Consider the following 26477-nt stretch of genomic DNA (forward strand, 5'->3'; position numbering starts at 1 on the left):
CTCAGAAGTGAAACGCCGTAGCGCCGATGGTAGTGTGGGGTCTCCCCATGCGAGAGTAGGGAACTGCCAGGCATCAAATTAGAAGTATGGCACTGACTTTCGAGGCAGTTCACTACTCGATAGAGAGTAGGACAAAAGCGAAAGCTTTTGAACGTTGCGAAGCAACGGCCCGAAGGGTGAATCACAAAGTGATTCATAAACTGCCAGGCATCAAATTGCAGTAAACCGGGATGAAAATCCGGGTGGTGACAAAGAAATTCGGTGGAGCGGTAGTTCAGTTGGTTAGAATACCTGCCTGTCACGCAGGGGGTCGCGGGTTCGAGTCCCGTCCGTTCCGCCACTTATTAAGAGCCCTGAGCTAACGCTCAGGGCTTTTTCTTTGTCTGCAATTTAATTATTGCTGAATCCGCAAAAATCCTCTGCATTTTTCACTCTTTTTCTATAAAGAGCTTAAGCTCATAATCCTCTCAGTTAACGAACATAGTGATTAAAAAGAGGAATTCTATGACTATCCCTGCATTCGGTTTAGGTACTTTCCGCCTGAAAGACGACGTGGTTATCGCTTCTGTTAAAACGGCGCTTGAGCTAGGCTACCGTGCTGTCGACACTGCGCAAATCTATGATAATGAAGCGGCTGTTGGTCAGGCGATTGCCGAAAGCGGCGTACCGCGTAACGAGCTGTATATCACCACCAAGATTTGGATTGAAAATCTCAGCAAAGAAAAACTGATCCCAAGTCTGAAAGAAAGCCTGAAGAAGCTGCGTACAGATTATGTCGATCTGACGCTGATCCACTGGCCATCTCCAGGTGATGCGGTATCTGTTGAGGAATTCATGCAGGCGCTGCTCGAAGCAAAACAGCAGGGGCTGACTCGCGAAATTGGTATCTCAAACTTCACCATTCCGCTGATGGAAAAAGCCATTGCCGCAGTAGGCGCAGAGAACATTGCGACCAATCAGATTGAGCTGTCTCCGTATTTGCAGAGCCGTAAGGTGGTTGACTGGGCGAAAGCACACGGTATCCACATCACCTCTTACATGACGCTGGCTTATGGTAAAGCGCTGAAAGATGAAGTGATTGCGCACATTGCCGCTAAACATAACGCGACCCCGGCGCAGGTTATTCTGGCATGGGCAATGGGGGAAGGTTACTCCGTAATTCCTTCTTCTACCAAACGTGAAAACCTGGCAAGCAACCTGCTGGCGCTGGAACTGCATCTGGATGCCGAAGATAAAAAAGCGATCGCGGCACTGGACTGCAACGATCGTCTGGTCAGCCCGGAAGGCCTGGCCCCTGATTGGGATTAATTGCCTGACCCTCTGTACCCATTAACCCTCTTTCACAGCTCCTTCGGGAGCTGTTCTTATATATTCACTTAAAAAGTCGATAAATGCCCGGATGCGCGTACTGACGGCACGATCGCTGTAATAAACTGCGCTAAAAGGCATCTCTACCGGCAGACGTTTATCTGCCAATAACTCCACCAGTTCACCCCGCGCGATCTCTTTATCTATCATATAACCTGAAAGACATGCGATGCCGTTGCCATTCAGGCAAAGCTGTTTTAGCGTTTCTCCACTGTTGGAAGAAATTCCGCACTCGACCTCATGCAGCTGTCCGTCGCTACAGGCAATCGGCCAGGTATTGAGTGAAACTGGTTCGGAAAACCCCAGACACAGATGCTGGTTTAACTCCTCGACGCTCTCTGGCTTGCCAAAACGGGCAATGTAGTCCGGTGAGGCAATAATCTTACGATAGCTGGTAAATAACGGACGCGCACGTAGACTCGAGTCAGTCAGTGTACCCGCTCGTATAGCAACATCCACTTTTCGTTCAATAAGATTGATGAACGTTTCTGAGGAGACGAGAGACAACGTCATCTCGGGATACCGTTCCCGGAACGGCTTGATTAGTGGCATCAGGAAATGCAACATCACCGGTGTTGCTGCGTCGATGCGCAGCAGGCCGCGCGGAGTATTACGCGACTCCATGATTTCAGTTTCTGCTGCAGCCATCTCTTGCAGTATCTGCTGCACCCGCCTGAAGTAGCGCTCTCCTTCTTCGGTCAGGCTTAGCTGTCGGGTCGTGCGATTAAGCAAACTGACGCCCAGTTTCATCTCCAGCTTTTTTACTGCCCGGCTGACCGCAGAATTGGCTTGTCCAAGCTGTTCTGCCGCCCGGCTAAAGCTGCCGCTTTCCACTACCGCCACAAAAATTGCAAGTTCTTCGGAGGTTGCTTTCATTTTTGCACCTGACGCAAAATTATATTGAGATTTTGAATATTTTTGTCATTAAAACATCCAGGCATACTGCGTGTCATCTGATTACTGATGTTACGGAGTTATTTATGCCTCTCGCTTTATTTGCACTAACAATAAGTGCCTTCGCTATAGGCACTACTGAGTTTGTGATTGTTGGTCTGGTGCCGACCATCGCTCAACAGCTGGCGATCTCGTTACCTTCCGCCGGGATGCTGGTTTCAATCTATGCGCTGGGTGTGGCAATTGGCGCACCGGTACTGACCGCTCTGACCGGACGCCTGCCACGTAAACAGTTACTGGTTGCGCTGATGGTTCTGTTTACGGCGGGGAATTTGCTGGCATGGCAGGCACCCGGGTATATGACACTCATTGTCGCTCGTCTGCTGACTGGGCTGGCACACGGCGTATTCTTCTCGATTGGTTCTACCATCGCGACAAGTCTGGTGCCAAAAGAGAAAGCGGCTTCCGCCATTGCCATTATGTTTGGTGGCTTAACGGTGGCGCTGGTCACCGGCGTGCCGCTGGGAACATTTATCGGTCAGCACTTTGGCTGGCGTGAGACTTTCCTCGCGGTATCAATGTTAGGCGTGATTGCACTGATCAGTAGCCAGTTACTGATCCCTGCCAACATTCCCGGTCGTGCTGCCGCCAGCATTCGCGACCAGGTGAAGGTGCTGACTCATCCCCGTCTATTGCTGATTTACGCCGTTACGGCACTGGGCTACGGCGGTGTATTCACGGCATTCACCTTCCTTGCACCGATGATGCAGGATCTGGCGGGGTTCTCCCCGGCAGCAGTAAGCTGGATCTTATTGGGTTACGGTGTTTCAGTGGCTATCGGTAATATCTGGGGCGGTAAGCTGGCGGATAAACATGGTGCGGTTCCTGCGCTGAAATTCATTTTCGCCGCGCTGTTTGTTCTGCTGATGGTCTTCCAACTGACGGCCTCTACGCAATACGCCGCGCTGGCTACCATTCTGGTGATGGGGATCTTTGCCTTTGGTAACGTACCGGGATTGCAGGTCTACGTGGTACAGAAAGCTGAGCAATTTACGCCTAATGCTGTAGATGTGGCGTCAGGGTTAAACATTGCGGCGTTTAACATTGGGATTGCGCTGGGGTCAGTGATTGGCGGGCAAACGGTCGAGCATTATGGTTTAGCGCAGACGCCGTGGATTGGCGCCCTCATTGTTCTGGTAGCTTTCCTGCTGATGGGTGTCAGCGGTCGTCTTGATAAACCCGTGCGTGTTGCTCTGGGGTAAATCATTGATGTAAGCGCCCACTTACAAAACAAACTGCAATTGTTCGTTGAAAGTGAGTGCTAAAATCCCTATAACAGAAGAACCAGTCCGGCTGCGGACTGGTTGACGTTACAGAGGTTTGAAAGTCTAAAGTGCGAAAAAACACCTATGCCATGCGTTATGTTGCCGGACAACCCGCCGAGCGGATTTTACCGCCGGGGTCGTTTGCGCATATTGGCCAGGCATTACCCGCAGGCGTTCCGTTAAGCAGTGAAGACCGCATTCGCGTGCTGGTATGGAATATTTTTAAACAGCAGCGCGCAGAATGGCAGTCGGTGCTGAAGAATTTTGGCAAAGATGCGCATCTGGTATTATTACAGGAAGCGCAAACCACGCCAGAACTGGTGCAGTTTGCGACCGCTAACTACCTTGCTGCCGATCAGGTTCCTGCCTTTGTGCTGCCTCAGCATCCCTCTGGCGTCATGACGCTCTCTGCTGCTCATCCTGTTTACTGTTGTCCATTGCGCGAGCGTGAGCCTATTTTACGGCTGGCGAAATCGGCTCTGGTAACGGTGTATCCGCTGCCTGACTCTCGATTATTAATGGTGGTGAATATCCACGCGGTTAACTTTAGCCTCGGCGTCGATGTTTATAGTAAGCAGTTACTTCCCATTGGCGATCAGATTGCTCATCACAGCGGTCCGGTTATTATGGCCGGCGATTTCAATGCCTGGAGCCGTCGACGGATGAATGCGCTGTACCGCTTTGCGCGAGAAATGTCGCTGCGCCAGGTACGTTTTACCGACGATCAGCGCCGACGCGCGTTTGGTCGCCCTCTCGATTTTGTGTTCTATCGTGGTCTGAACGTGAGTGAAGCCTCTGTGCTGGTCACCCGTGCATCCGATCACAACCCGCTACTCGTTGAATTCAGTCCCGGCAAACCTGAACAATAACGGTGTGTCAGGTCTGCCGTAGGGCAGGCCTGTGATGGTTGCCCTTCCTATTTCACAACAACCGAAGGACAACACAATGACAACACGCTCTCACCATGACAACGTCGAAAAACAGTTTGGCTCTCAGGCTAATGCCTATTTAACCAGTGCGGTGCACGCCTCTGGCCGTGACTTGCTGCGTCTGGGGGAAAGGTTGTCGGCATCTCCGCAGGCCCGTGTGTTGGATATGGGATGTGGAGCGGGGCATGCCAGCTTTGTAGCCGCGCAACACGTAAAGCAGGTTGTGGCTTATGATTTATCGTCGCAGATGCTTGAGGTGGTCGCTGAGGCGGCAAATGACAGGGGCCTGGAGAATGTCGCCACACGCCAGGGTTATGCCGAAAGTCTGCCATTTGAAGATAGCGAATTTGACGTGGTAATTAGCCGCTATTCTGCGCATCACTGGCATGATGTCGGACGTGCGCTGCGGGAAGTGAACCGCGTTCTGAAGCCCGGTGGTGTATTGATTGTGATGGATGTGATGTCGCCAGGCCACCCAGTACGTGATATCTGGTTGCAAACCGTGGAGGCGTTACGCGATACCTCGCACGTTCGTAACTATTCCAGTGGAGAGTGGCTGTCGTTAATCAACGATGCCAATTTGATTGCCGATACTTTGTTAACCGATCGCCTGCCACTGGAGTTCAGTTCGTGGGTCGCGAGGATGCGCACGTCCGCGGCGTTGAGCGACGCGATTCGTGCATACCAACAAAGTGCTTCTGCAGACGTGAAAGCCTACTTTGCGTTACAGGAAGATGGCTCGTTTACCAGCGACACGATAATGGTTGAGGCACATAAAGCGGGATAAATAAAAAAGGCACTGGGGGGAATCCAGTGCCTTCATTTCTACAATGCTATCAGGAGTCCGGCATACCGTTGTTTTTCACAAACAACGTGAGCTGATCGCCTGGCTGTAGATTGTCCGTATCGTTGTTCCAGCGCATGACATCTTTGATGTTAACCCCGTGACGTTTGGCAATGCTCGACAGCGAGTCGCCTTTACGCACACGATAGGTGATGCTATCGCTGTTGTTCGCCAGACGCTGTGCGCTGGTACCCGCACCCACCGTCAGGTTTTGACCCACTTTCAGGGATGACCCGCGCAGATTATTCCACTGCTTAAGGTCATTGGTGCTCACGCCAAGGCGTGACGCGACGCCAGAAAGCGTATCGCCAGAGCGAACTTTGTAGCTACGACTGTTCAGCGGCGTGTTATCCGCGACCAACGTTGACTGCACGGCTGCAATTTCGCCTGAAGCCAGAGACTCACGCAGCTTCTCTGCATGCTTCTTTGGCACCATCACATATTGCGGGCCGCTGGCACCCAATGTGGAGCCTTTCACGCCTGCATTGAAGGTCTTCAGCTTGCTGACGGAAATACCCGCCATATCAGCAACCTGAGCCATCTCAACCGGGCTACTCAGGCGAACACGTGCCAACGCGCGGCTTTCGTCTGTTGTTGGCAGACGTACGCCATAGCGTTTGCTGTTTTTGAGTATATCGCTCAATGCCAGCATTTTAGGCACGTATAGCTTCGTTTCCTGAGGCAATGGCAACGACCAGAAGTCAGTGGGTTTACCACGAGCTTTGTTCGTTTTGATTGCCTTCATGACACGACCTTCACCGCTATTATAAGCAGCAACGGTCAGCAGCCAGTCGCCATCAAACATCTTGTTCAGACGCTGCATCATGTCCAGCGCGGCGGTGGTGGAAGCCACAACGTCGCGACGTGCATCATAACTGCGGGTCTGTTTTAAACCATAATTGCGCCCCGTGCTCGGAATGATCTGCCAAATACCTGCGGCATTGGCGCCAGACGTTGCGTGAGGATCAAAAGCGCTCTCCACTATGGGTAGTAGTACCAGTTCCATAGGCATGTTACGTTTCTTAACCTGCCCGGCTATCCAGTACATATACGGCTCTGCCCGTAAAGTTACATCGTGGAGATAGCTCTTATTGCGTAAATACTTCTGTTTCTGTTCGCGAATCCGGCTGTTTTCCGGAATTCCCATCTTTAGCTCGTCACCAATGAAAGCCCACAAATCTTGATCAGCAGCGATAGATGTTCCGTCGTCCATCCATCGCGCCTGACTTGTAAACTTTCCTGCTTCCCCTTGACCAGCTGCAGAAAGGCTCTGTGCGTGTTGTTGGACGTTACCAGTATTCTGGCACCCAACAAGCAGGACAGAGGCGAGTAATATCGCTTTTGCCTTCATGTGTGTGTCAATAGTTGCTTAAAAGACGACCGATCATAACGGCGAAGTTTTCAAAAGGCAACCCGGAATTGTCAGAACGTATCTTTCTTTGACCTTAACCAGGCAAAACGCTCTTCAGGTTGTTGCAATATTGTTTCTTTGTTGATTTCATTAATTAAATCAATATCTTCCGTTCTCAAAAAAAGATTATTTCGCCGCTCATTTTTCAGAATTACGGGTAGTGTCATTTGTTTTTTTACGCGTAACTCATTAACTTTACGATAATATTCATTTATGAACGAATCATGCGGGAGAATGCTTAAGGCAAACTTCATGTTTGCTAATGTGTACTCATGGGCGCAACAAATTAATGTATCGTCAGGAAGTTCTTTTATTATTTTAAGTGATTGATACATTTGAGTTGCTGTACCTTCGAAAAGTCGACCGCAACCGCCAGAAAAGAGCGTGTCACCACAAAATAAGTAAGGATGGCTAAAGTAACAGATATGTCCTAAAGTGTGACCAGGAGTAGCAATTACCCTAAATTCATGCCCCAAAACGAGTGCAATATCGCCATCTTCGACTACGTGTGTCGTTCCCTTATCTTGCGTTTCAGCCGGTCCGTATACCACTATTTGTGGGAAATGTTGCAGGAGTTCTTTCACTCCACCAACGTGATCCTGATGATGGTGGGTTAGCAGAATGGCTTCCGGCACCCAGTTATGCTCTGCAATGGCTTTCAAAACAGGAGCCGCTTCACCCGGGTCCACAATCAGACAATGCTGGTCATTATTTGACAGGACCCAGATGTAATTGTCCTGAAATGCAGGAATACTGTTAAGATTCATATATTACCTCTCAATGCGTAACGGAAGGTTGTGATGAAACCGGCAAGGATCCCTCAAACTGTCGTAGCGCCCGTTAGCTGGGATGATTTGCCCTGGGGCGAACACTATCGTGAGGCGCTGGAGCATCAGCTTAACCCGTGGTTTGCAAAAATGTACGGTTTTCATCTGCTTAAGGTTGGTAATTTAAGCGCAGAAATCGATTCTGAAGCGTGCGCGGTTTCTCATCAGGTAAATGTTTCTTTGCAGGGATCTCCCATGCAGGTGACGGCCGATCCTTTGCATCTTCCCTTTGCCGATAAGTCCGTGGATGTCTGTTTATTGGCCCATACGTTGCCGTGGTGCTCTGATCCGCATCGCCTACTGCGTGAAGCCGATCGCGTGTTGATTGATGACGGCTGGTTGATTCTGAGCGGCTTTAACCCGGTAAGCTTGATGGGATTGCGTAAACTGGTGCCCGTATTGCGCAAGACATCGCCCTATAACAGTCGGATGTTTACCCTCATGCGTCAACTGGACTGGCTATCATTACTGAATTTTGAAGTGCTGCACTATAGTCGTTTTCATGTTCTGCCCTGGAACAAGAAGGGCGGGAAAATGTTAAGCGCCCATATCCCCGCGCTGGGCTGTTTACAACTGGTGGTTGCGCGCAAGCGAACCATTCCGCTTACGCTCAACCCGATGAAACAAAATAAAAGCAAAACGCCTATCCGTCATGCCGTTGGCGCGACCCGGCAATACCGTAAACCGGACGCTTAAGCCTCAGTCTGATACCCAATATCATCCTGAGTCGGGCTCATGGCCGCGGTGCGCGCAAGCTCATCGCAGCGTTCGTTTTCCGGATGGCCCGCATGGCCTTTAACCCATTCCCATTTGATTTGATGCGGCCCCAGTGCGGCATCGAGACGTTTCCACAGATCGACGTTCTTCACCGGTTTTTTATCTGCTGTTTTCCAGCCGCGCTTCTTCCAGTTGTGGATCCACTGCGTAATGCCCTGGCGCACATACTGGCTGTCCGTGCTGAGTATCACTTCACACTGTTCTTTCAGGGCTTCCAGCGCAACGATTGCCGCCATCAGCTCCATGCGATTATTAGTGGTGAGGTTGTAGCCCTCGCTAAAGGTTTTTTCGCGCCCGCGATAGCGTAAAATCGCCCCATAACCACCAGGCCCTGGATTTCCCAGGCAAGAACCATCGGTGAAAATTTCTACCTGTTTAAGCATCTCTGGTAGACTTCCTGTTTTAGCAAATCGAAATCAAACGATAAGTCTGACATAAATGACCGTTATGAGCACTGGAATTACACGACAGATCGTCCTCGATACCGAAACCACCGGTATGAACCAGATTGGCGCCCACTATGAAGGCCACAAGATCATTGAGATCGGTGCGGTTGAAGTGGTGAACCGCCGCCTGACCGGCAATAACTTCCACGTTTACCTGAAGCCGGATCGGCTGGTGGACCCGGAAGCGTTCGGCGTACACGGAATCGCAGACGAATTCCTGCTCGATAAACCTACGTTTGCCGATGTAGCCGACGAGTTTCTCGACTACATTCGCGGCGCGGAGCTGGTCATTCATAACGCATCGTTCGATATCGGCTTTATGGATTACGAATTCGCGAAGCTCAAGCGTGATATTCCGAAGACGAATGAATTTTGCAAAATAACCGATAGCCTGGCGCTGGCGAGGAAAATGTTTCCTGGCAAGCGAAACAGCCTTGATGCGTTATGCTCGCGCTATGAGATAGACAACAGTAAACGAACCCTGCACGGCGCATTGCTCGATGCCCAGATTCTGGCCGACGTTTATCTGATGATGACCGGCGGGCAGACCACGATGGCGTTCTCAATGGAAGGCGACAGCCAGCAGCAGAATGACACGGGGATCCAGCGTATTGTGCGACAGTCCAGCAAACTACGCGTTGTTTTCGCTACTGATGAAGAGTTAGCGGCCCATGAGTCACGCCTTGACCTGGTGCAGAAGAAAGGCGGAAGTTGCCTCTGGCGGGCATAGTTTGTACGTTTACCGTATGAAAATGGCCATTCGGGTGATTTTTGCAGCAAACGATTAAAAACGTGAGAAAAAGCGTTGACGAGGCGCGAGGCAATCCGTAATATTCGCTTCGTTCCCAAGCGGAACACAACGCGGAGTGGTAGTTCAGTTGGTTAGAATACCTGCCTGTCACGCAGGGGGTCGCGGGTTCGAGTCCCGTCCATTCCGCCACTATTCAGAAAGCCTGAATCAGAAATGATTCAGGCTTTCGTCGTTTTAGCCCGCCAAAAATAATAATCTCATTACCATACTTTATCGACCGCGCCCGAGCTTTCGGGTGGGTAACACATCAGGTCATCCTTAACCCGACGCATATCCAGAAGGCGATTAACTCGCGAAGTGGTTCATCACGCAGGCGAAGCGGGGTGAGAAGTTATCGCCAATAAGAACCGTTTCCTCATTCAGGTGCTTTAGCATATACAGCTTGTTGGCACGTTCGTAAGCGTCGAAGAAGAGATAGTCGACAGCGTCCGTTGCGTCATCATCGGGGGATTTTTCCCGACCATCGGGAGTGAGCATAAAAACGCCTGCGGTATGGCCGAGTGGACGGGCATAGCGAAAGAACAGTTTTCGGTTAACAGCGAACTCGCCGTCGTCACTTTTGAGTTTCCCCTGGACTGACAATGAAAGGTGTCCGGAGTTGTAGCTGGTTATCAGCATTATTCCGTGGAGTTCCTTTTTTGTATTCTGGATGTCGAGTATCGACGTGAATTCCGAGGAGCAGGAAAAACTGATTTCTTGTTTTTTCGCATTCCCGGCGATAATAAAAAAAGCGATAGCCGCTAGCCCAAAAATGGCAATCACGACTGACCATAGTAAAGGAGAGTGATCGCTTTCCTGCTTCATATCATTCCTCATGATGGCGATACTGGCTGATGCAATGGTAATAACCGAGGTTTAGCCCGCATTCAGCGGCAAACGACCACTCAACCAGATTATGGTTGCTCGCCCAGGTATTGAGATACAGATCTTTTGGGTACGAACAGTTGGGGTTAATACCCACGGACTTGAAAATATCCAGCGCTTTTTTTTCGGTTATGGTGTCGGTGAGGGCGTTTCCTAATATATGCACACGGCATTGCTCGTAGTCGATAGTCCGCAGGATCGCCGCGTCCGTCATCGCGATTTCATTGGGTATCCATGTTAACCACGCTGTCGCCAGCACGGCGATGCCGGTAATTAACGTTGTTATCGTGACAGGCCACAGGTTTCGTTTCTTTTTCCTGGGCGTCAATGCAACATTGACTATTCTGGTGGGCGCTTGCGATTCCTCCAGTTGCTGAATATTGATACTGGCGTCGCTCATCCGAAATCCTATTCGCGGAATTGTGACGATCAGTTCTGCAGGATGGCCCGTAGACGTTATTGCTTTGCGCAGAAATGAAATGTGCTGATTGAGATTAGCATCCGTCGCTCTGGCGCCATTATGCTGGAAAACATTCCGCAGAATTTCATCGCGCGAGGATATCTCTTTACCATTTTGCAACAGATAGAGCAGTAATTGTGTTGCCACATTATTCAATGTGGCCATTTCACCAGATGCCAGGTCTTTTAGGGTATTTTTATGTGGTCTGAAAACTAAGCCTTCACCAATAATTACGGATTTAATTTTGTTTATTGGTATATGAGAAATCACTGATGTCTCCTTTAAAGCAGGATATCTCGCATTCGAGTGGGGGAAGCAATAGCATAACATAATTCATTTATAAAAAATGATTGTGCCATAGATCGCTTTATTAATATTTATATAACAATCTCTTAATATATCTAATAGAATCCTCCAATCTCCTTCCTCTCTTTCACTATCTTATTGTCATTACTCGCTTTTGATGCCCAATTTCATTTTTACAAAACATTCATAAATACATTTTGCCTGTTCTTCTGGCTAAATAAAAAAATAGTTGATAGATAAAAACTCTATAAAAATTATAAATAATAGACATTAACACTGCTGTCGGCGTGTTTTTTGGCTATTTTTTAGGTAAACGATCGCTCTACAGACAGTGTTACAACACGATTCCCTGAGTTTGATTAATACCGGATTTTTGCATTGTGTCATTTTTTCGTCGACTTAATATAAGCCCCGAAACAGCGTAAACAACTGTGGGCGGTATTTCGGATGGAATACCAATGAAGTTCAAAATACAGGGTGGCTTGAGATGGATTGTTTGCAAGGAAATGCACTTCCGCCACCTGCAGATCAGGGTTTCCCTTGCATAAATTGTCTGTGGAAATAGATCGTCGGAATAACCAAAAAACAGATATAAGGTTAAGTAGTAATATGAAAATGAAAAATGTGGCTGTGGCTTGTGCGCTGATGGCGGGAATGACTTTTACTGCATCTTCTGCTTTCGCTGCAAAAAATGTTGAACCGACTAACGGTAAAATTCACTTCACTGGTTCTCTGGTTAATTCCGCATGCGGTCTGGCCCCAGAATCCAGCCCGGTGCAGGTTAATTTTGGTGAGATCCCAACTTCTCAGTTAAAAGACAACCAACGTGCTGGTGTTAAGCATGCCAAAATCGTTCTGCAGGGCTGCGATACAACTGTTGCGAAAACCGCCACAGTAACCTACACCCCGGCAACGATTGATACCGACAACAATGCGCTGGCTGCATTTACCTCGGGTACAGCAAAGGGCGCGGGCATCGGTATGATTGACAGTGGTAACCAGGACGTGAAATGGGGCGAAGCCGCATCTCAGGTCAACATTACCGATGGCGAAACCGACATTGATTTCGTTGCTTACCTGCAGGCCAACAACGCATCCGCAGCCGTAACCCCGGGTGACTTCGAATCTACCGTTAATTTCCAGATCGATTATCAGTAACGATCTGCTGCGGGCGCAATTATGCGCCTGCTTAACCCTTCCTGCGAATAACTGAAAGGAAATGCGGTGATGCCTGGATGGCGTATTTTACTGCTTTTTATCTTCATATCGCCTGCATGGGTTTTGGCTGACACCCATCGTCTTGTCAGTACGCCCGGCAAAATGCGCATGCGGGGAAATATTATTGAGGCTGCCTGTTATGTCGATCCACGCGACCGGTCGCTGCTGGTTGAATTTGATGACCTCTCAGCCAGAGATATTTCCGGAAAACCTGAAAAAGTATCTGCGCATGATTTCAGCATTCATTTGCTGGGATGTTCATTAGGGGATTCTCAACACCCCGGGAATCTGTTCCAACGCGCCAATATTACCTTTTCCGGCGCACCGGATAGTGACAATCCTGATTATCTGAGCGTGCAATCGGAAACTGAAAATTTAGCGATAGAAATATATGACGGCAAAGGCAAGCAAATTCATTTGGGTGAGCCATCACCGGATTATGCGCTTAACCCAGGGAAAAACACGCTCAATTTTACGGCTTATTTGATCTCCCGCGACGGAAGAATGACGTCTGGTGAATTTACTGCAGTCACGCATTTTGTTGTGAATTATCTCTGAGCTGCACAGCAATTCGGGTATCTGAAGGTTTGCGAACGAAAATGATCACGCTGAAAACAGATAAAAAACGTCTGGCGCTTTTAATTGCTCTGGTCTGTGCCTCTTCATGGGCTGAAGCGGATGAGTCTATTGAATTTAATACTGACGTCCTGGATGCCAGTGACAGACAAAATGTCGATTTACAGCGTTTTTCCGAAGGCAACTTTGTGACTCCCGGAGAATATCTGCTGGATGTTCGTATTAACAGCCAGGAGATTCCTCAGCAGTCGATCCGTTATATCGTTGATCCTGCCAACTCGCATAAATCCATGGCGTGCCTGACGCCGCAACAGCTCGAATTACTGGCGCTCAAAGAAGAGGCGCTGACCTATATTCATCCGATTAGCGCGACCTGCTATGACATTTCCCGCCTGCCGGGTGTGGTGCTGAATAATAGCGCAGGCGTACTGGACATTACCGTGCCTCAGGCATGGATGAAATATACCGATCCAGACTGGACGCCGCCGGAGCGCTGGGATAACGGCGTCGCGGGACTGATTTTCGACTACAGCGTTTCGGGCCAGGCCACACATTACGAACAAGGTGGCGATCATTACCGCTCACTGTCTGGTTACGGACAGACGGGCTTTAACCTCGGCGCGTGGCGCTTTCGTGGCCAGTATCAGGCCAATTATGCTTCAGATGAAAATCGTGGGCGTATCGACTGGGATCAGATCTATGCCTATCGCCCGTTACCGATGCAGGCTGCAAAACTGACGGTCGGTGAAATATATCTGAATTCCCAGGTGTTTGATTCAGTGCGATTTACCGGGGCTAACCTCGCCAGCGACGAGCGCATGCTACCACCGAATTTGCAGGGCTACGCGCCTGAAGTGCACGGCATCGCCCGCAGTAATGCGAAGGTCACCGTCAGTCAGCAGGGGCGTGTTATCTATCAAACCACCGTTCCTGCGGGGCCATTTAATATTCAGGATCTACACGGCTCGGTACGCGGCACGCTGGATGTTCGCGTCGAAGAGCAGGATGGCAGCGTACAAACCTTTCAGGTCAATACGGCAGATATCCCTTACCTGACGCGCCCGGGCTATGTTCGTTACAACGCCGCTGTCGGTAAGCCATCGCGTTATAACCACGACGTCCAGGGACCTGCATTTTATAGCGGTGATTTTTCATGGGGGGTCAGCAATGCGTGGTCACTGTACGGTGGCGCGTTGCTCACTGGCGATCGCTATAACGCCTGGTCGATGGGGATTGGGCGGGATTTGAGCTGGCTGGGCGCGCTGTCGGCTGATGCGACGCAATCCGTGAGCCGAGTGAAGCATCAGGCTGAACAAAAAGGGATGTCCTTTAAGCTCAGCTATGCCAAAACCTTTGATGAATACAACAGCGCCATCACCTTTGCCGGTTACCGTTTTTCACAGCGTAACTTCCGCACCTTCTCGCAGTTCCTCGACGAGCAGTATGAAAATAACAACAGCGCCGGCAACGAAAAAGAGATGTACACCATCACCGGTAACAAGACCTTTTTTGCTGACGACCCGCAATTAGCGACCACGCTGTACCTGACCTATACCCACCAGAATTACTGGGATCGTGGCTCTCAGGATCGTTACGGGATGTCGATGGGGCACAGCTTTTCGTTCGCAGGCATTCAGGGGATCAGCGCTAACCTTGCCGCTTACCGCTCTGAGTATCAGGGCAAACGGGACGACAGCCTTTCGCTGTCCATTTCGGTGCCATGGAGCGATGGCCGCTCAATGGATTATGAAGTGCAAAACAGCGGCAGCCAGACCAGTCAGATGGTTTCGTATTCCGATAACCGCGACCGTAACAATCCATGGCGACTGCGCGCAGGGGTTTCCGGTGAAGGGCACACCGCGTTTGATGGCTACTACAAGCATCGCAGCATGATGGCGGAACTGGAATCTAACGTCAGCTGGCAGCAATCACGTTATTTCTCCGTTGGCGGCACGATGCGCGGCGGCTTTACCGCAACGCGTCATGGTGCGGCACTACACAACAGCCAGGCGTCGATGAATACCGCCAGGGTGATGGTTGATACCGACGGTGTGGCGAATGTACCGCTGAACGGCGAACAGGCGCACTCAAACCGCTTCGGTATTGCCGTCGTACCGGACGTCGTCAGCTATCACAGCTTTGATACCCGTATCGATGTGGACGCAATGGACGAGGACATTTCCGCGACCAAAGCCATCGTCACCAACACCCTGACGGAAGGCGCGATTGGTTATCAGCGCTTCGCCGTGGCGCAGGGGCAAAAAATGATGGCGCTGCTGCGCCTGAAAGATGGTTCGGTACCGCCGTTTGGTGCCGAAGTGTTTAACGCCAACGGTGTCAGCGTCGCCATGGTGATGGAAAACGGCATGGCCTGGATTGCGGGTGTGAATCCAGCCGAGCGTCTTTCTGTTGCCTGGGGCGGTCGCGCGCAGTGTCACTTACAGGTGCCGCAACAAATCAACCCGGAAGGTAACGTGCTGTTGCCTTGTGAATAATATCAATAACCTGAATGAATTTTGTCATGAAAAATCAAGCATTTTACTCCGTGCAGCGTTGGCTCAAACCCGTGGTCTGCGGTCTGCTTTTTATTGCAGAGATCAACGCCTCATGGGCGGGCATTGCACTTGACCGTACCCGTCTGATTATCACCGGTGATGCGCGATCTGTCAGTGCGAACTTAACCAACACCAGTCCGAGCATTCCGTTTCTGGCTCAGTCGTGGGTGGAAGACGCCAATGGAACAAAAATTACCTCGCCGTTGATGGTTTTACCGCCGCTACAACGGATTAACGGCGGGCAAAAGGGCATTGCGCGTGTGACAAAAACCAGCGGTATTAACGCTTTGCCGCAGGATCGCGAAAGTCTGTTCTACCTGAACGTGCGTGAAATTCCGCCCAAGCCGGATAAGCCGAACGTGCTGCAACTGGCGATGCAGTCGCGCATCAAACTGTTCTACCGTCCGACCGCCATCGTGCCGGAAACACCGGGCGCCGTGTGGCAAAACCAACTGGTCTTTCATAAGCAGGGGCAGCGCTGGAGTGTGGATAACCCAACGCCGTACTTCGTTACCTTAATCGGCTTAAGCCGCAAGCCTGAAGCGCAGGGCGGCGACAGGTTGACTGACTTCCCTGGGATTATGGTTTCACCAAAGTCCTCTCTCGATTTCAGCGTGGCCGACGGCAGCGTTAGCCAGTTCAGCATGATGTATGTGAACGATTTTGGCGGTCATCCCGAATTGAAATTCAGCTGCACAGGCAATGTGTGTAAAGCATTGCCGATGGAGCAACAGCCCCGGTAACAGGATTCGTAAATGAAAAAGATGCTTTGCGCTCTGCTGATGGCGGGCATGGCCTGCTCGGTTCAGGCCACAAGCGGTCGCCAGGATATGAGCAATGTGTCCGGCGAGTATGGCAACGTCCGCTTTCATGGTCGGGTGTTCGTTTCGCCGTGCGTGCTGGATATGACCTCCCGCGATCAGACTATCGATCTTGGTGATATTTCCGCCAGCCGATTTCGCCAGGGCGGCGATCGCAGCGATCCGGTATTGGTCACGCTGTATCTGAATGGCTGTTTAAAGGGCTCCGGTCATACCTTAAGGGATTTCCCTGGGCAGACCAGTGAGATGCCTGAGCTGGCGCACAGCACGGTGGAGCGTGGTGTTTCGATGACGCTAATGGCTGAAGGCGCACCGGAAAACAGCGATTTGGGGCGTATTCGTGGCGATGTTCGCGGCGCGGGCATCCGACTACTGACTGAACGTAATCAGTTAATCCACCTGAACCAACCGCAACGCATGTGGATCCTCAAACCGGGCGATAACGCCATTCATTTTCTTGCCGCGCTGGAATCTTTTGGGCGAGAGGTGACCGCCGGAGAATTTAACGGTCTGGTCAGACTTAAGCTGGAGTATCTATGAGCGTATTACGTAAAACGCTGTTGTGGTTGGTGCTGGCAGGTTGTCCGTTGGCCGGGCAGGCATTTACACAGGGAGAAGGTGAGCCGGAAGGTGGGTCGCCGCATCAGTACGATATTGAACTGAGCTCGCTGGATGTCAGTAAAAACCACGTGGGTGGCAGAACGGAGCCGTTCCCATGGAATCTGGGCGGCTGGTATGTGGTGAATTTCTATTGCGAACAGGCTGACATCTCCCGAGCACCAATTTACTACACCACCACAACCACGATGCCGCCTTCAAATCAGGGGGCGAACCGTTTTCGGCTAAACGAGTATCTGGATGTGGAAGTTCAGGTGTGGGTTGCCGGGGGCTATAAAAAATATGTGCAGGCGCCTTTTACCAATGTTTCAAACCGCAACAGCAACAACAGCTGTAAAAAGCGTAAGGGCTACACGCGAGCGACTAACGTTGAAAGTGGTTCAAAAGGGAAAGTGACGTTTATTGTCACTAAACCCATTATCAATGGCATCAATATCACTTCCCAGTCGCTGGTGGAGGTGGCCGGGCGCATGGGAAGCGCGGGACCTACGCCAACCACGGCGATTTCTCGCGTGGTGATTAAATCCGGGCTAATTACCGTCCCGGACAAATGCACCTTCAACCGGGGAGACAAAATCAGCATTGAGTTTGGCGATCTGCCTGGATCCGCTGCCCGGCTCAACGGCACTAACTACAGCAAGTCAGTCCCTATACATGTGGTCTGTGAAGGCGGGAGTTTCGATCAGGGCGCGCTGAACATTAATCTTGGTATACAAACGACCACGGCGTCAGGCACGGCGGGGTTTAACGGTAATCTCCTTGGCACGCTGAGCGGCGGACAAAAGCGCGACGATCTCGGCATTATGCTTAAAGACGAGAGTGGTGGCACCGTCGTGCCCAATCAATTCTACAACGTGAAGGGATTTTACCAGAATCAGGGCGACTGGAATCTCACCGCCGCGCCGGTGGCAAAGCCGGGCGTGGGAAGCGTGAAAGAAGGTGAATTTGAAGCCTCTGCCACCGTTGTCGCGCAGTTTCAGTAGGGGGATGTCATGAGATTCTCGGCGTTATTCGCGACCAGTATGTTACTGCTAGGTGGCATGGCGCAGGCCGACACCAAACTGGTCGGCGGCGATATGTATTTTCACGGCACCATCAGAGCCCTGGCCTGCAGCCTTGCACCGGGAGGCGACAAAATCGAGGTCGATTTCAAGCAAATCGCGACACAGGATCTCTATCTCTCGGGGCGCAGTAAGCCGGAAAAATTCAGCATCCAGTTACGCGACTGCAACCCTGAGGTTTTCCGTGGGATCTCGGTTACCTTCAGCGGTCGTGAGGATGCGGAGCTGACCGATCATCTGGCGCTGGATAGCAGTGAACAAGGCGGTGCGTCAGGGATCGGGATTGGGATGAGCGAAGAGGACGGCACGGCAATCCGCCTTGATGAGAGCACGTCAGTCAAAGAGATAACAGAAGGCTCGATGACGCTGAATTTCTTGGCGTGGGTCGCAGCGGAGCCATCGGCGATAAAAAATCAGTCTCTCGAATACGGTCCGTTCAGCGCCAGCGGGACCTGGACGTTGAACTACCAGTAGCATGATGAACGTACTGAATCGCATTGCGCCGCTGCCTGCGCAGAAATTATTGCTCGGTATTAGTCTGTTTTTCTGGTGTGGGGCCATGCATCTCTACTGGCCGAACAACGGCGGCAGCGGTCTGTCGTTGCCGCTTAATATTACGAGCTGGATCTACGCTGTTGTACTGGCTGCAAGCGTATTGATGCTGGTGCCTCGTCAACGCTGGCGCATCACTGTGCCCGCTGCGGGTTTTACAGTCGGGGCGTTCATCCTGACGTTGCTTTGCCTGCTAACGCCTGATGTCTGGCAGGCCGAGGCACTGCTGGTGGCGGGGGCGTTACTGGGCGGGGTGAGCGTCTATCTGGTCACATTACAAATTCCGCTCACGGCAAACACCTTAACGGCACTGCTGGCTCTGTTATGGGGAGCGTGCGTCATTGAATGTCTGGCGTTTGTCTATCAGTACTGGCATTTGCCGGGCGTTGATTACTGGGAGTTTGCCTGGCGGCGCGGTACGCGACCCTACGGGATATTTCAGCAGGTCAACCTGATAGCCAGCTTCACGGCATGCGGTGTGCTGCTGTCAGCGCCGCTCTTTTTACGTCTGCACCGCGGGTATCGAATTGCCATTGGGATAGGCCTGGTAATGATGGGATTTGTGCTGCATGAATCTCAGTCGCAAACCGGCTACCTGTCTCTGGTAATAGGTGAAGTGCTGCTGCTGGCGGTTTTCCCGGCGCAACGGCGCACGCTGCTGCTGCTTCTACTGCCGCTGGCGTTAGGCGTAGCGATAGGGGCTACGGCCCGCCATTTTTTGTCTGTGGTCACGGTCGATCATCTGACGACTTCTCAAGTGCGCTGGACGGTGTTGAAAACGTCGCTGGCATTATTTGCCGAACGTCCGTGGATGGGGTGGGGCGTGGGCAGTTTTGCTGCCGTGTTTCTCGAACGCGCGGGGCCATTGGGGCTGGGCAGCATTTCGCATCCGCACAACGAACTGGTGCTGTGGTTGGTGGAGGGCGGTCTGGTTGGGCTTGCGGGGGCACTCTGTTTTATAGCGGGTGGTTTATGGCTCTGGCTGCACGGTAATTGCTGGCGTCGCGCCTGCCTGGTGGCGGCACTGCCGGTGGTTATTCATATGTTGACGGAATACCCCGTTAGGCAGTCAACGCCACACTGGCTGCTGTTGATCCTGTTGCTTCGATGTGCAGACAGCGCGCGAACGGGAATACGCCTGGCGCTTACGTCGACGTCGCTGATTCGCGCGGCAGGGTTTATCTCGTTACTGACCGTCGCGCCATTGCTGCTTCTCACGCTGCACACGCAACAGCAATTGACGCTGGCGGAGAGGCAGTCAACGCAGTGGCATCTTGCCGAACAGCTCCCTGTAGGAGGCTGGCTTCTTACCAGTCGCTATCGGTTTGATGTCCAGATGGGGTATCTGCAACGGTATCAGCGTACCCGGGACGCACGTTGGCTGGAAGCGGTTCGCCGCTGGGCGCCTGACTATGTGCGCGTTCACCCAGACCCTAATGTCTCCTTCACGCAAATCTTACTGGCGTTGCAACAGCGCGACCTGGTCGAGGCGCATCGTCTGGCGACGCACTTTTGCCTGATATACCCAAACGATCGCCGTATCCCGTGGCTGCAGGATGCACGACGTCCTTTTAATAAAATAATGGAATGATATGAACAGTTTCAGCGAACAGGCCCGTTATGTGCCAGAACTTCCCCGCAACGCCGAGCTGCTGCGGATCACCGGGATCCGTTTGCAGCGCATTCATTTTTTTGATGACGCATCGCTGGATGTCTGTGAGGTGTTAAGTCAGGTACGCACACCGCTCCCACTGGATTTGTTTTTCAAGCACCTTTCCATCACGGCAAAACAGCAGCTTTTTCTATGGCAAATGCAGCGGGTGCTGGCCCTCTCTGGAAGCTATTCGCTGAATTTATCCGTCAGGATGCTGACCAGTCTGTCATGGATCACACGTCTCACAAAGCAGGTGCATCAGGGGAGGATTGTTATTGAAATTCAGGATCCGGGCTCCATGATGCGCCTGGATAAGGCAGAGCAGCAGGCCGTATGCATTGCCGTAAAAACGCTGGTGCGTCACGGGTTTCGCGTGTGGCTGGATGATGTTTCGCCTGAGCTATTTTTTGTCTGGCGGCTGTCGGGCATCCGTTTCGATGCCATCAAAATTGAAAGTGGAATGTTTCATCAGTTCAGAACATCGGAGTGGCAGTTGAGGGTTCTGGTCAATCAATTTCGTGGGCTGGGTGAGCGGGTTGTCATTGAGGGAGTAGAAACGCCACAGGATTATGCCATTTGCCGTATGAGCGGCGCAGATGCTGTACAGGGCTTTCTGTTTGAGCAGGAAATTTTACCGAAAAGCCTGAATCATTGCTGACTCAGGCTCTGACAATTACTCGCTCAGCGTCTGTGCGATATCTTTTTGCACCTGCTGGCGCTGTTCTGGGGTCAGCACTTTGTTCAGGTCAAAATAGTATTTTACGCGATAATAACGCGCCTGCTGTTCGATGTTGCTGAACGCAGAAAGCTGTTTCTGAACGGCAGCTTCATCCCATTTCCCGGACTTGATGACGTCAATCAACGCGCCGTCTTTAACATCTTTCACCGAAATCTGGCTTACGTTGGTTTCAAGCTGCTGGTGCAGTTTTTTAATCTGCGCCACCTGGTCGTTGGTCAGCTTAAGATGCTGAACGACCGGGTCCTGAGCTGGAGCAGGAACATTGGATACGTTTGCTGCAAGCGTACTAAAAGAAGCGCCCGCTAAGGTAGCCGCCAGCAAAGTCATGCGTAAGAAGTTCTTCATTATTGAAATCCTGATAAGGAAATTATCGACATTGTCTGCCACTCGCTGGTTACGAGTGATTATCCTTTGCAGAATACGATGCTCACCGCATGTCGCCACGCGAATTTGTTTTGCGGTTGGTTACGGAGTGAAACAATCCCGCCACAAGAAACGTAGTGCAGCGGGAGTGAAGGCGATAGTTATAGCGTGAACGGGTCGGCGTCCTGCCAGGCGGGAAACTTCTCGCGATACTCGCGCAGCGCTGAGAGTGACAGCTCGGCGTCAATGCGTGTGGCCTGATGCGGCTCGGCGGTGGCAATAATCTCACCCTGCGGATTAATCACCCGGCTGTCACCGCGATAATGATGCCCGTTACCGTCTGTGCCCACGCGGTTACATCCTGCTACATAAGCCTGGTTCTCAATCGCCCGTGCGGCAAGCAGAAGCTGCCAGTGCAGCGAACGCGGCGCAGGCCAATTGGCAACATACAACGCCAGGTCGTAATCGTTGCGATTACGCGACCATACCGGAAAACGCAGGTCATAACAGACCAACGGCAGAATGCGCCAGCCGCGCCATTCAACAATAACGCGCGCGTCACCTGCATGGTAATGCTGATGCTCGTCCGCCATGCGGAACAGATGGCGCTTGTCGTAGAAATGCACATTACCTTCGGGCTCAACCAGAAAAAAGCGGTTTACCGGGCCGCGTTCAGACTGGATAGCAGCGCTGCCCGCGATCAGGGCGTTGGTCTGTTGCGCCTTGGCGCGCATCCAGCTTACGACTTCTTCTTGCGGCAACGATTTATTTGCCGCTTCCATGGCAAATCCGCTGGTAAACATCTCGGGCAACACGATGACATCACGTCCGGCGACGGTTTCCAGTTGTCGGTCAAAATGGCGCAGGTTGGCCGGGCCATCCATCCAGATCAAGGGTTGTTGCAGCAGAGTAATTTTCAAACCAGGCACGATCGAGGCTCCTCGTTGAACAACATTTTGACACTGTAGCATGAGCATTAATGAAAATGTGGCAATAAAAAGCCCCGCATTAAGCGGGGCTAAACGTTGTGCGTATATCGTTATGCGGCTTCGACTTTACGCACTTTCTCTGGCAGCTTTACCGGCTGAGTCGCCAGCTCCTCGGGTTCAAAGTCATCCACGTTGATACTGCGCAGGCGGCTCGCTTCGGCTTTCACCAGAATCGCGGCTTCATCTTTATCAATCAGCCCTTTCGCCAGCGCATTGTGCGCCAGTTCGTCGAGACGGGTAAATGGCAGGTTTTTACCCAACTCTTTACAGATCCGCTGGTGGATAGGGTCGGCTGCAATGACATCCAGCAGCGCCTCTTCCAGCAAACCAACCGGGTTATGCTCGCTTGGCGTCAGATATTGACCGCGACCAATACGAGAACGAGTAGCACTCGGAACCTGCAAAATCTTCGCGACTTTATGGTCCAGCTTGTCAGACGGCGCGTCGTAGTGGCGACCGGTCGGGAAGATAACCACGTTCAGCAAGCCCGCGACCAGACGGTTCGGGAAGTTTTTCAGCAGATCGTCCATCGCCTGTTCCGCTTTGTACAACGCATCCTGAACGCCCCAGTGAACCAACGGCAGGTCCGCTTCATTACGGCCTTCATCGTCATAACGTTTCAGTACCGCAGAGGCCAGATACAGCTGGCTTAACACATCGCCCAGACGCGCGGAGATACGTTCACGGCGCTTCAGACTACCGCCCAGTACGGCCATGGATACATCTGAAAGCAGGGCCAGGTTGGCGCTCAAACGGTTCAGGTGCTGGTAGTAACGTTTGGTCGCATCGCCGGTTGGCGTGCTGCTGGTTAAGCCACGTGTCAGGCCAAGCCAGAAGCTGCGCACTTTGTTACTGCCAACGTGACCGATGTGTTTGAACAGCAGCTTGTCGAACGCATTCACATCGTTACTCTGTGCCGCAGCCATCTCTTCCAGAACATACGGATGGCAGCGAATCGCACCCTGACCGAAGATCATCATGCTACGGGTCAGAATGTTGGCACCTTCAACGGTAATGGCGATTGGCGCACCTTGATAAGCGCGGGCGAGGAAGTTGCTTTCGCCAAGCATAATGCCTTTACCGCCAGTGATATCCATCGCATCGATGATTGACTGCTGCCCACGGTGGGTACAGTGATATTTCACGATAGCCGACAGCACCGCCGGTTTTTCACCCAGCATAATGCCGTAGGTAATCAGTGATGCCGCAGCGTCCATCACGTAGGCGTTACCGGCAATACGTGCCAACGGCTCTTCAATACCTTCCATCTTGCCGATGGAGATTTTGAACTGGCGACGAATGTGCGCATACGCGCCGGTGGCCATTGCGACCGATTTCACGCCGCCCGTCGAGTTAGACGGCAGGGTAATACCACGTCCTACAGACAGACATTCCACCAGCATGCGCCAGCCCTGACCGGCCATTTTCGGACCACCGATGATGTAATCAATCGGTACAAACACATCTTTACCGAGGGTCGGACCGTTCTGGAACGGCACGTTCAGCGGGAAGTGACGACGCCCAATTTGTACACCCGGCGTTGAGGTTGGGATCAGCGCACAGGTAATACCGAGATCTTCTTCACCACCCAGCAGTTTTTCCGGGTCAGAGAGTTTAAATGCCAGACCCAGTACCGTGGCGATAGGCGCCAGCGTAATATAACGTTTGTTCCAGGTCAGGCGCATACCCAGCACCTGTTGGCCCTGCCAGTCACCCATACAAACCACGCCGGTATCAGGGATCGCCCCTGCGTCGGAGCCTGCTTCCGGGCTGGTCAGAGCAAAGCATGGGATCTCCTGACCGCGAGCCAGACGCGGCAGGTAATGATTTTTCTGCTCTTCGGTGCCGTAATGTTGCAGCAGTTCGCCTGGGCCTAATGAGTTAGGTACGCCAACGGTGATCGCCAGGATCCCGGAAACGCCGGAGAGTTTCTGCAGAACGCGAGCCTGAGCATATGCTGAGAATTCCAGCCCGCCGTACTCTTTCTTAATGATCATCGCGAAGAAGCGGTGTTCTTTCAGATATGCCCACAGTTCCGGCGGCAGATCCGCGAGTTCGTGAGTGATCTGAAAGTCGTTCGCCATGCGGCACGCTTCTTCCACTGGACCATCAATAAACGCCTGTTCTTCAGCGGTCAGATGCGGTTGAGGATAGTTATGCAGTTTTTTCCAGTCAGGCTTGCCCTGGAACAGGTCACCTTCCCACCAGGTTGTACCGGCATCAATCGCTTCTTTCTCAGTACGCGACATCGGTGGCATGACTTTACGGAAGCCGCGGAACACCGGCGCAGAGATCATGGATTTGCGCATCGGCGTAAAGTTAAACGGCACGAGGATAATGGCCAGAGGAACCAGCAGCCAGACTGACCACAGGCCAGCCACGCCAAGCGCAGCCGTCCAGGCGAGCAAAATTAAACTGCTGAGGAATAAGCTCACGCGGTGATAAAACAGAACGCTGAGCAGAACAACCGTAGCGATAATACTCAAAATCATCATAACGAAAAGCTCCCTTGCTTGTAGGAGGTCTGACCACTTGTGATGATATGTTTGTAGTGGATGTAAATTCTTTTAGCAATGTGTTTACAAAATAATTACAACAAAGCTCACATTGTTGCTGTTTTAACCGGCACAAAAAATCAAAAGCCGTAGCCATTCCTGTCTGGATAATTTTCTGTAGTAGGAAATATCAACATGCGTTGGCAAGGTAATGAACGTGTTAACTCTGAGAAATTGTTCCGTTCACTTTGCGTTTATCGCCACTCTGCAGCACCAATATTTGTGAACGTGTTAAGGGTGCTATCGCTGCACCCTTAACAATCCCGGCTCCTGGCGGGAAAATTGTTGCTGCGCAATACCCTCCGCTTATTCCTTCAGGCTACCGGGCCGGGCGCGAGGTAGCGTCCCTGCAAAACGCGCCCTGAGCCAGCATCCATGCTGGCTCTCCCGGCCTTACGGAAACACGTCGGCAATTTTCAGCCGGACCAGCCCACACCTGATCATCGCCGCCGTTTTTTCAAACAGCGAAACAGAAACACCTGAAATTAAGAGAGTTGAAGCGATACCCTCGGTCCGGCTGAAAATTGATGAGGCGTTGACGGCTGACCGGGGTCGTCCGCAGGGATGCGGACGGAGGGGATGGCCTGCAGGGATGCAGGCTCGGCCCCGACCCGAAAGGCAGACGGAATAAGACGAATGAATCGCATAGCGACGATTTTCCCGCCGGGAGCCCGGGTTGCAAGGGTGGTGGCGGTGAGCCACCCTTGCACGTTCACATAAATAGCGATATCAGAGTAGCGATGAACATAAGGTGAACGTAACCCTGTTCAAAGATAAAATATTCTCCTTGCATGATTCACTTGCAGTCATTATGACCATTCCTGTGGCTTAGACTTCTCGCTGGTAGCGCTATCCGGTACACTGCATCTTGTCATTTACATTCATGCTGAAGGATATCCTCATGTACCAGGATCTTATTCGTAACGAACTGAGCGAAGCGGCGGAAACGCTGGCTAATTTTCTTAAAGATGACGCCAATATTCACGCCATTCAGCGCGCGGCGGTCCTGTTGGCAGACAGCTTTAAAGCGGGCGGTAAGGTGCTTTCTTGCGGTAACGGCGGTTCCCATTGCGACGCGATGCACTTTGCCGAAGAGCTGACCGGACGCTATCGTGAAAACCGTCCCGGTTACCCTGCTATCGCTATCTCTGACGTTAGCCATATCTCCTGCGTCAGCAACGATTTTGGTTACGATTATGTGTTCTCTCGCTACGTAGAAGCCGTGGGTCGTGAAGGTGATGTCCTGTTAGGCATTTCGACTTCGGGTAATTCCGGTAACGTAATTAAAGCGATTGCCGCAGCGCGTGAGAAAGGGATGAAAGTGATCACCCTGACCGGTAAAGATGGCGGAAAAATGGCGGGCAGCGCGGATATCGAAATTCGTGTGCCGCACTTTGGCTACGCTGACCGTATTCAGGAAATTCATATCAAAGTGATCCATATTCTGATCCAGCTGATCGAAAAAGAGATGGTTAAACCATAAGAAGACGATTGCCGGATGGTGGCTGAAGCCT

25 protein-coding genes and 2 tRNA genes are annotated in these 26477 nt (G+C 51.7%); 18 read left to right on the forward strand and 9 right to left on the reverse strand.

From position 1 onward, the window contains the following. The first annotated feature begins 263 nt into the window (after positions 1-263). A tRNA-Asp gene (locus OGY67_RS16245) sits at positions 264-340 on the forward strand. A gap of 164 nt (positions 341-504) precedes the next feature. Further along, positions 505-1308, forward strand: coding sequence for a 2,5-didehydrogluconate reductase DkgB (gene dkgB / locus OGY67_RS16250; protein WP_003830794.1), 804 nt, complete (start codon positions 505-507; stop codon positions 1306-1308). A gap of 21 nt (positions 1309-1329) precedes the next feature. Here the strand turns inward: dkgB and yafC are convergent, their stop codons facing one another. Beyond that, positions 1330-2244: a DNA-binding transcriptional regulator YafC gene (gene yafC, locus OGY67_RS16255; protein WP_286574178.1), complete on the reverse strand. Its 915-nt coding sequence runs from the start codon at positions 2242-2244 to the stop codon at positions 1330-1332. 104 nt (positions 2245-2348) lie between these two features. Between yafC and OGY67_RS16260 the strand changes: the two genes are divergently transcribed. The 3 genes from OGY67_RS16260 to OGY67_RS16270 all read left to right on the forward strand — a co-directional run bounded on the left by OGY67_RS16260 (position 2349) and on the right by OGY67_RS16270 (position 5303). Continuing rightward, entirely contained in the window at positions 2349-3524 is a 1176-nt protein-coding gene (locus OGY67_RS16260) for an MFS transporter (RefSeq protein ID WP_003830796.1), read from the forward strand. A 131-nt stretch (positions 3525-3655) separates the two neighbouring features. Further along, positions 3656-4456, forward strand: coding sequence for an endonuclease/exonuclease/phosphatase family protein (locus OGY67_RS16265; RefSeq protein ID WP_008783770.1), 801 nt, complete (start codon positions 3656-3658; stop codon positions 4454-4456). Between the two features lie 76 nt (positions 4457-4532). Continuing rightward, a complete protein-coding gene (locus tag OGY67_RS16270; protein WP_286574180.1) occupies positions 4533-5303 on the forward strand; it encodes a class I SAM-dependent methyltransferase in 771 nt (256 codons plus the stop codon). A 49-nt stretch (positions 5304-5352) separates the two neighbouring features. Here OGY67_RS16270 and mltD read toward each other — a convergent pair whose 3' ends face one another. Both mltD and gloB read right to left on the reverse strand, forming a co-directional pair. After that, positions 5353-6711, reverse strand: a complete 1359-nt coding sequence (gene mltD, locus OGY67_RS16275) for a murein transglycosylase D (protein WP_048236093.1) — start codon at positions 6709-6711, stop codon at positions 5353-5355. A gap of 71 nt (positions 6712-6782) precedes the next feature. Then, the gene (gene gloB / locus OGY67_RS16280) at positions 6783-7538 is read right to left on the reverse strand and encodes a hydroxyacylglutathione hydrolase (RefSeq protein ID WP_286574182.1); all 756 of its coding nucleotides are present in this window, start codon (positions 7536-7538) and stop codon (positions 6783-6785) included. A gap of 33 nt (positions 7539-7571) precedes the next feature. Here gloB and OGY67_RS16285 point away from each other — a divergent pair, with 33 nt between their 5' ends. Beyond that, on the forward strand, positions 7572-8294 hold the full coding sequence (locus OGY67_RS16285; RefSeq protein ID WP_048214878.1) for a class I SAM-dependent methyltransferase: 723 nt from the start codon (positions 7572-7574) through the stop codon (positions 8292-8294). Here OGY67_RS16285 and rnhA read toward each other — a convergent pair. Then, positions 8291-8758 carry a ribonuclease HI gene (gene rnhA, locus OGY67_RS16290; RefSeq protein WP_003838896.1) on the reverse strand — a complete coding sequence of 156 codons (468 nt, stop codon included), beginning with the start codon at positions 8756-8758 and terminating at the stop codon, positions 8291-8293. The two genes, OGY67_RS16285 and rnhA, sit on opposite strands and share 4 nt — an antisense overlap. 64 nt (positions 8759-8822) lie before the next feature. Here rnhA and dnaQ point away from each other — a divergent pair, with 64 nt between their 5' ends. Together dnaQ and OGY67_RS16300 are read left to right on the forward strand one after the other, a co-directional pair. Then, the gene (gene dnaQ, locus OGY67_RS16295; protein WP_095533177.1) at positions 8823-9551 is read left to right on the forward strand and encodes a DNA polymerase III subunit epsilon; all 729 of its coding nucleotides are present in this window, start codon (positions 8823-8825) and stop codon (positions 9549-9551) included. A gap of 133 nt (positions 9552-9684) precedes the next feature. Next, positions 9685-9761, forward strand: a tRNA-Asp gene (locus tag OGY67_RS16300). A 156-nt stretch (positions 9762-9917) separates the two neighbouring features. On the opposite strand, the gene OGY67_RS16305 is transcribed toward OGY67_RS16300, so the two are convergent. Together OGY67_RS16305 and OGY67_RS16310 are read right to left on the reverse strand one after the other, a co-directional pair. Beyond that, complete coding sequence (locus tag OGY67_RS16305; protein WP_286574184.1) at positions 9918-10436, reverse strand: FidL-like protein; 519 nt, start codon at positions 10434-10436, stop codon at positions 9918-9920. Between the two features lies 1 nt (position 10437). Beyond that, positions 10438-11226 carry a winged helix-turn-helix domain-containing protein gene (locus OGY67_RS16310; protein ID WP_020996613.1) on the reverse strand — a complete coding sequence of 263 codons (789 nt, stop codon included), beginning with the start codon at positions 11224-11226 and terminating at the stop codon, positions 10438-10440. A gap of 645 nt (positions 11227-11871) precedes the next feature. Here OGY67_RS16310 and OGY67_RS16315 point away from each other — a divergent pair. From OGY67_RS16315 to OGY67_RS16355, 9 genes are all read left to right on the forward strand, one after another. Then, the gene (locus tag OGY67_RS16315) at positions 11872-12420 is read left to right on the forward strand and encodes a fimbrial protein (protein ID WP_003830808.1); all 549 of its coding nucleotides are present in this window, start codon (positions 11872-11874) and stop codon (positions 12418-12420) included. 69 nt (positions 12421-12489) lie between these two features. Next, positions 12490-13038, forward strand: coding sequence for a fimbrial protein (locus OGY67_RS16320; RefSeq protein ID WP_020996612.1), 549 nt, complete (start codon positions 12490-12492; stop codon positions 13036-13038). Between the two features lie 41 nt (positions 13039-13079). Next, positions 13080-15551: a fimbria/pilus outer membrane usher protein gene (locus tag OGY67_RS16325; protein WP_048214876.1), complete on the forward strand. Its 2472-nt coding sequence runs from the start codon at positions 13080-13082 to the stop codon at positions 15549-15551. 26 nt (positions 15552-15577) lie between these two features. Then, the gene (locus OGY67_RS16330; protein WP_100247262.1) at positions 15578-16354 is read left to right on the forward strand and encodes a fimbrial biogenesis chaperone; all 777 of its coding nucleotides are present in this window, start codon (positions 15578-15580) and stop codon (positions 16352-16354) included. Between the two features lie 12 nt (positions 16355-16366). Next, entirely contained in the window at positions 16367-16972 is a 606-nt protein-coding gene (locus OGY67_RS16335; RefSeq protein ID WP_008783780.1) for a fimbrial protein, read from the forward strand. Continuing rightward, positions 16969-18033 (forward strand): fimbrial protein, encoded by a 1065-nt coding sequence (locus OGY67_RS16340; RefSeq protein ID WP_057068865.1) that lies wholly within the window; start codon positions 16969-16971, stop codon positions 18031-18033. Before OGY67_RS16335 ends, OGY67_RS16340 begins: the two co-directional genes overlap by 4 nt. A gap of 9 nt (positions 18034-18042) precedes the next feature. Next, positions 18043-18585: a fimbrial protein gene (locus OGY67_RS16345; protein WP_003830815.1), complete on the forward strand. Its 543-nt coding sequence runs from the start codon at positions 18043-18045 to the stop codon at positions 18583-18585. Between the two features lies 1 nt (position 18586). Next, the gene (locus OGY67_RS16350; RefSeq protein WP_286574186.1) at positions 18587-20254 is read left to right on the forward strand and encodes an O-antigen ligase family protein; all 1668 of its coding nucleotides are present in this window, start codon (positions 18587-18589) and stop codon (positions 20252-20254) included. Between the two features lies 1 nt (position 20255). Continuing rightward, positions 20256-20975: an EAL domain-containing protein gene (locus OGY67_RS16355; RefSeq protein WP_048236084.1), complete on the forward strand. Its 720-nt coding sequence runs from the start codon at positions 20256-20258 to the stop codon at positions 20973-20975. A 15-nt stretch (positions 20976-20990) separates the two neighbouring features. Here OGY67_RS16355 and OGY67_RS16360 read toward each other — a convergent pair whose 3' ends face one another. The 3 genes from OGY67_RS16360 to fadE all read right to left on the reverse strand — a co-directional run bounded on the left by OGY67_RS16360 (position 20991) and on the right by fadE (position 24903). Continuing rightward, the gene (locus tag OGY67_RS16360) at positions 20991-21401 is read right to left on the reverse strand and encodes a Spy/CpxP family protein refolding chaperone (protein ID WP_003830819.1); all 411 of its coding nucleotides are present in this window, start codon (positions 21399-21401) and stop codon (positions 20991-20993) included. 179 nt (positions 21402-21580) lie between these two features. Continuing rightward, positions 21581-22348: an amidohydrolase gene (locus OGY67_RS16365; protein ID WP_048236083.1), complete on the reverse strand. Its 768-nt coding sequence runs from the start codon at positions 22346-22348 to the stop codon at positions 21581-21583. Between the two features lie 110 nt (positions 22349-22458). Next, positions 22459-24903 (reverse strand): acyl-CoA dehydrogenase FadE, encoded by a 2445-nt coding sequence (gene fadE / locus OGY67_RS16370; protein WP_003830821.1) that lies wholly within the window; start codon positions 24901-24903, stop codon positions 22459-22461. Between the two features lie 961 nt (positions 24904-25864). Here fadE and lpcA point away from each other — a divergent pair. Further along, on the forward strand, positions 25865-26446 hold the full coding sequence (lpcA, locus tag OGY67_RS16375; protein ID WP_003031390.1) for a D-sedoheptulose 7-phosphate isomerase: 582 nt from the start codon (positions 25865-25867) through the stop codon (positions 26444-26446). The last annotated feature ends 31 nt before the right edge of the window (positions 26447-26477 follow it).

It is taken from the genome of Citrobacter sp. Cpo015 (assembly GCF_030333035.1).
Taxonomy (GTDB): domain Bacteria; phylum Pseudomonadota; class Gammaproteobacteria; order Enterobacterales; family Enterobacteriaceae; genus Citrobacter; species Citrobacter portucalensis.

Coding starts and splice junctions, on each gene's coding strand:
- dkgB (WP_003830794.1), top strand. CDS start 505: ATGACTATCCCTGCATTCGGTTTAGGTACTTTCCGCCTGAAAGACGAC.
- yafC (WP_286574178.1), bottom strand. CDS start 2,244: ATGAAAGCAACCTCCGAAGAACTTGCAATTTTTGTGGCGGTAGTGGAA.
- OGY67_RS16260 (WP_003830796.1), top strand. CDS start 2,349: ATGCCTCTCGCTTTATTTGCACTAACAATAAGTGCCTTCGCTATAGGC.
- OGY67_RS16270 (WP_286574180.1), top strand. CDS start 4,533: ATGACAACACGCTCTCACCATGACAACGTCGAAAAACAGTTTGGCTCT.
- mltD (WP_048236093.1), bottom strand. CDS start 6,711: ATGAAGGCAAAAGCGATATTACTCGCCTCTGTCCTGCTTGTTGGGTGC.
- gloB (WP_286574182.1), bottom strand. CDS start 7,538: ATGAATCTTAACAGTATTCCTGCATTTCAGGACAATTACATCTGGGTC.
- OGY67_RS16285 (WP_048214878.1), top strand. CDS start 7,572: ATGAAACCGGCAAGGATCCCTCAAACTGTCGTAGCGCCCGTTAGCTGG.
- rnhA (WP_003838896.1), bottom strand. CDS start 8,758: ATGCTTAAACAGGTAGAAATTTTCACCGATGGTTCTTGCCTGGGAAAT.
- dnaQ (WP_095533177.1), top strand. CDS start 8,823: ATGAGCACTGGAATTACACGACAGATCGTCCTCGATACCGAAACCACC.
- OGY67_RS16305 (WP_286574184.1), bottom strand. CDS start 10,436: ATGAAGCAGGAAAGCGATCACTCTCCTTTACTATGGTCAGTCGTGATT.
- OGY67_RS16315 (WP_003830808.1), top strand. CDS start 11,872: ATGAAAATGAAAAATGTGGCTGTGGCTTGTGCGCTGATGGCGGGAATG.
- OGY67_RS16320 (WP_020996612.1), top strand. CDS start 12,490: ATGCCTGGATGGCGTATTTTACTGCTTTTTATCTTCATATCGCCTGCA.
- OGY67_RS16325 (WP_048214876.1), top strand. CDS start 13,080: ATGATCACGCTGAAAACAGATAAAAAACGTCTGGCGCTTTTAATTGCT.
- OGY67_RS16330 (WP_100247262.1), top strand. CDS start 15,578: ATGAAAAATCAAGCATTTTACTCCGTGCAGCGTTGGCTCAAACCCGTG.
- OGY67_RS16335 (WP_008783780.1), top strand. CDS start 16,367: ATGAAAAAGATGCTTTGCGCTCTGCTGATGGCGGGCATGGCCTGCTCG.
- OGY67_RS16340 (WP_057068865.1), top strand. CDS start 16,969: ATGAGCGTATTACGTAAAACGCTGTTGTGGTTGGTGCTGGCAGGTTGT.
- OGY67_RS16345 (WP_003830815.1), top strand. CDS start 18,043: ATGAGATTCTCGGCGTTATTCGCGACCAGTATGTTACTGCTAGGTGGC.
- OGY67_RS16350 (WP_286574186.1), top strand. CDS start 18,587: ATGATGAACGTACTGAATCGCATTGCGCCGCTGCCTGCGCAGAAATTA.
- OGY67_RS16355 (WP_048236084.1), top strand. CDS start 20,256: ATGAACAGTTTCAGCGAACAGGCCCGTTATGTGCCAGAACTTCCCCGC.
- OGY67_RS16360 (WP_003830819.1), bottom strand. CDS start 21,401: ATGAAGAACTTCTTACGCATGACTTTGCTGGCGGCTACCTTAGCGGGC.
- fadE (WP_003830821.1), bottom strand. CDS start 24,903: ATGATGATTTTGAGTATTATCGCTACGGTTGTTCTGCTCAGCGTTCTG.
- lpcA (WP_003031390.1), top strand. CDS start 25,865: ATGTACCAGGATCTTATTCGTAACGAACTGAGCGAAGCGGCGGAAACG.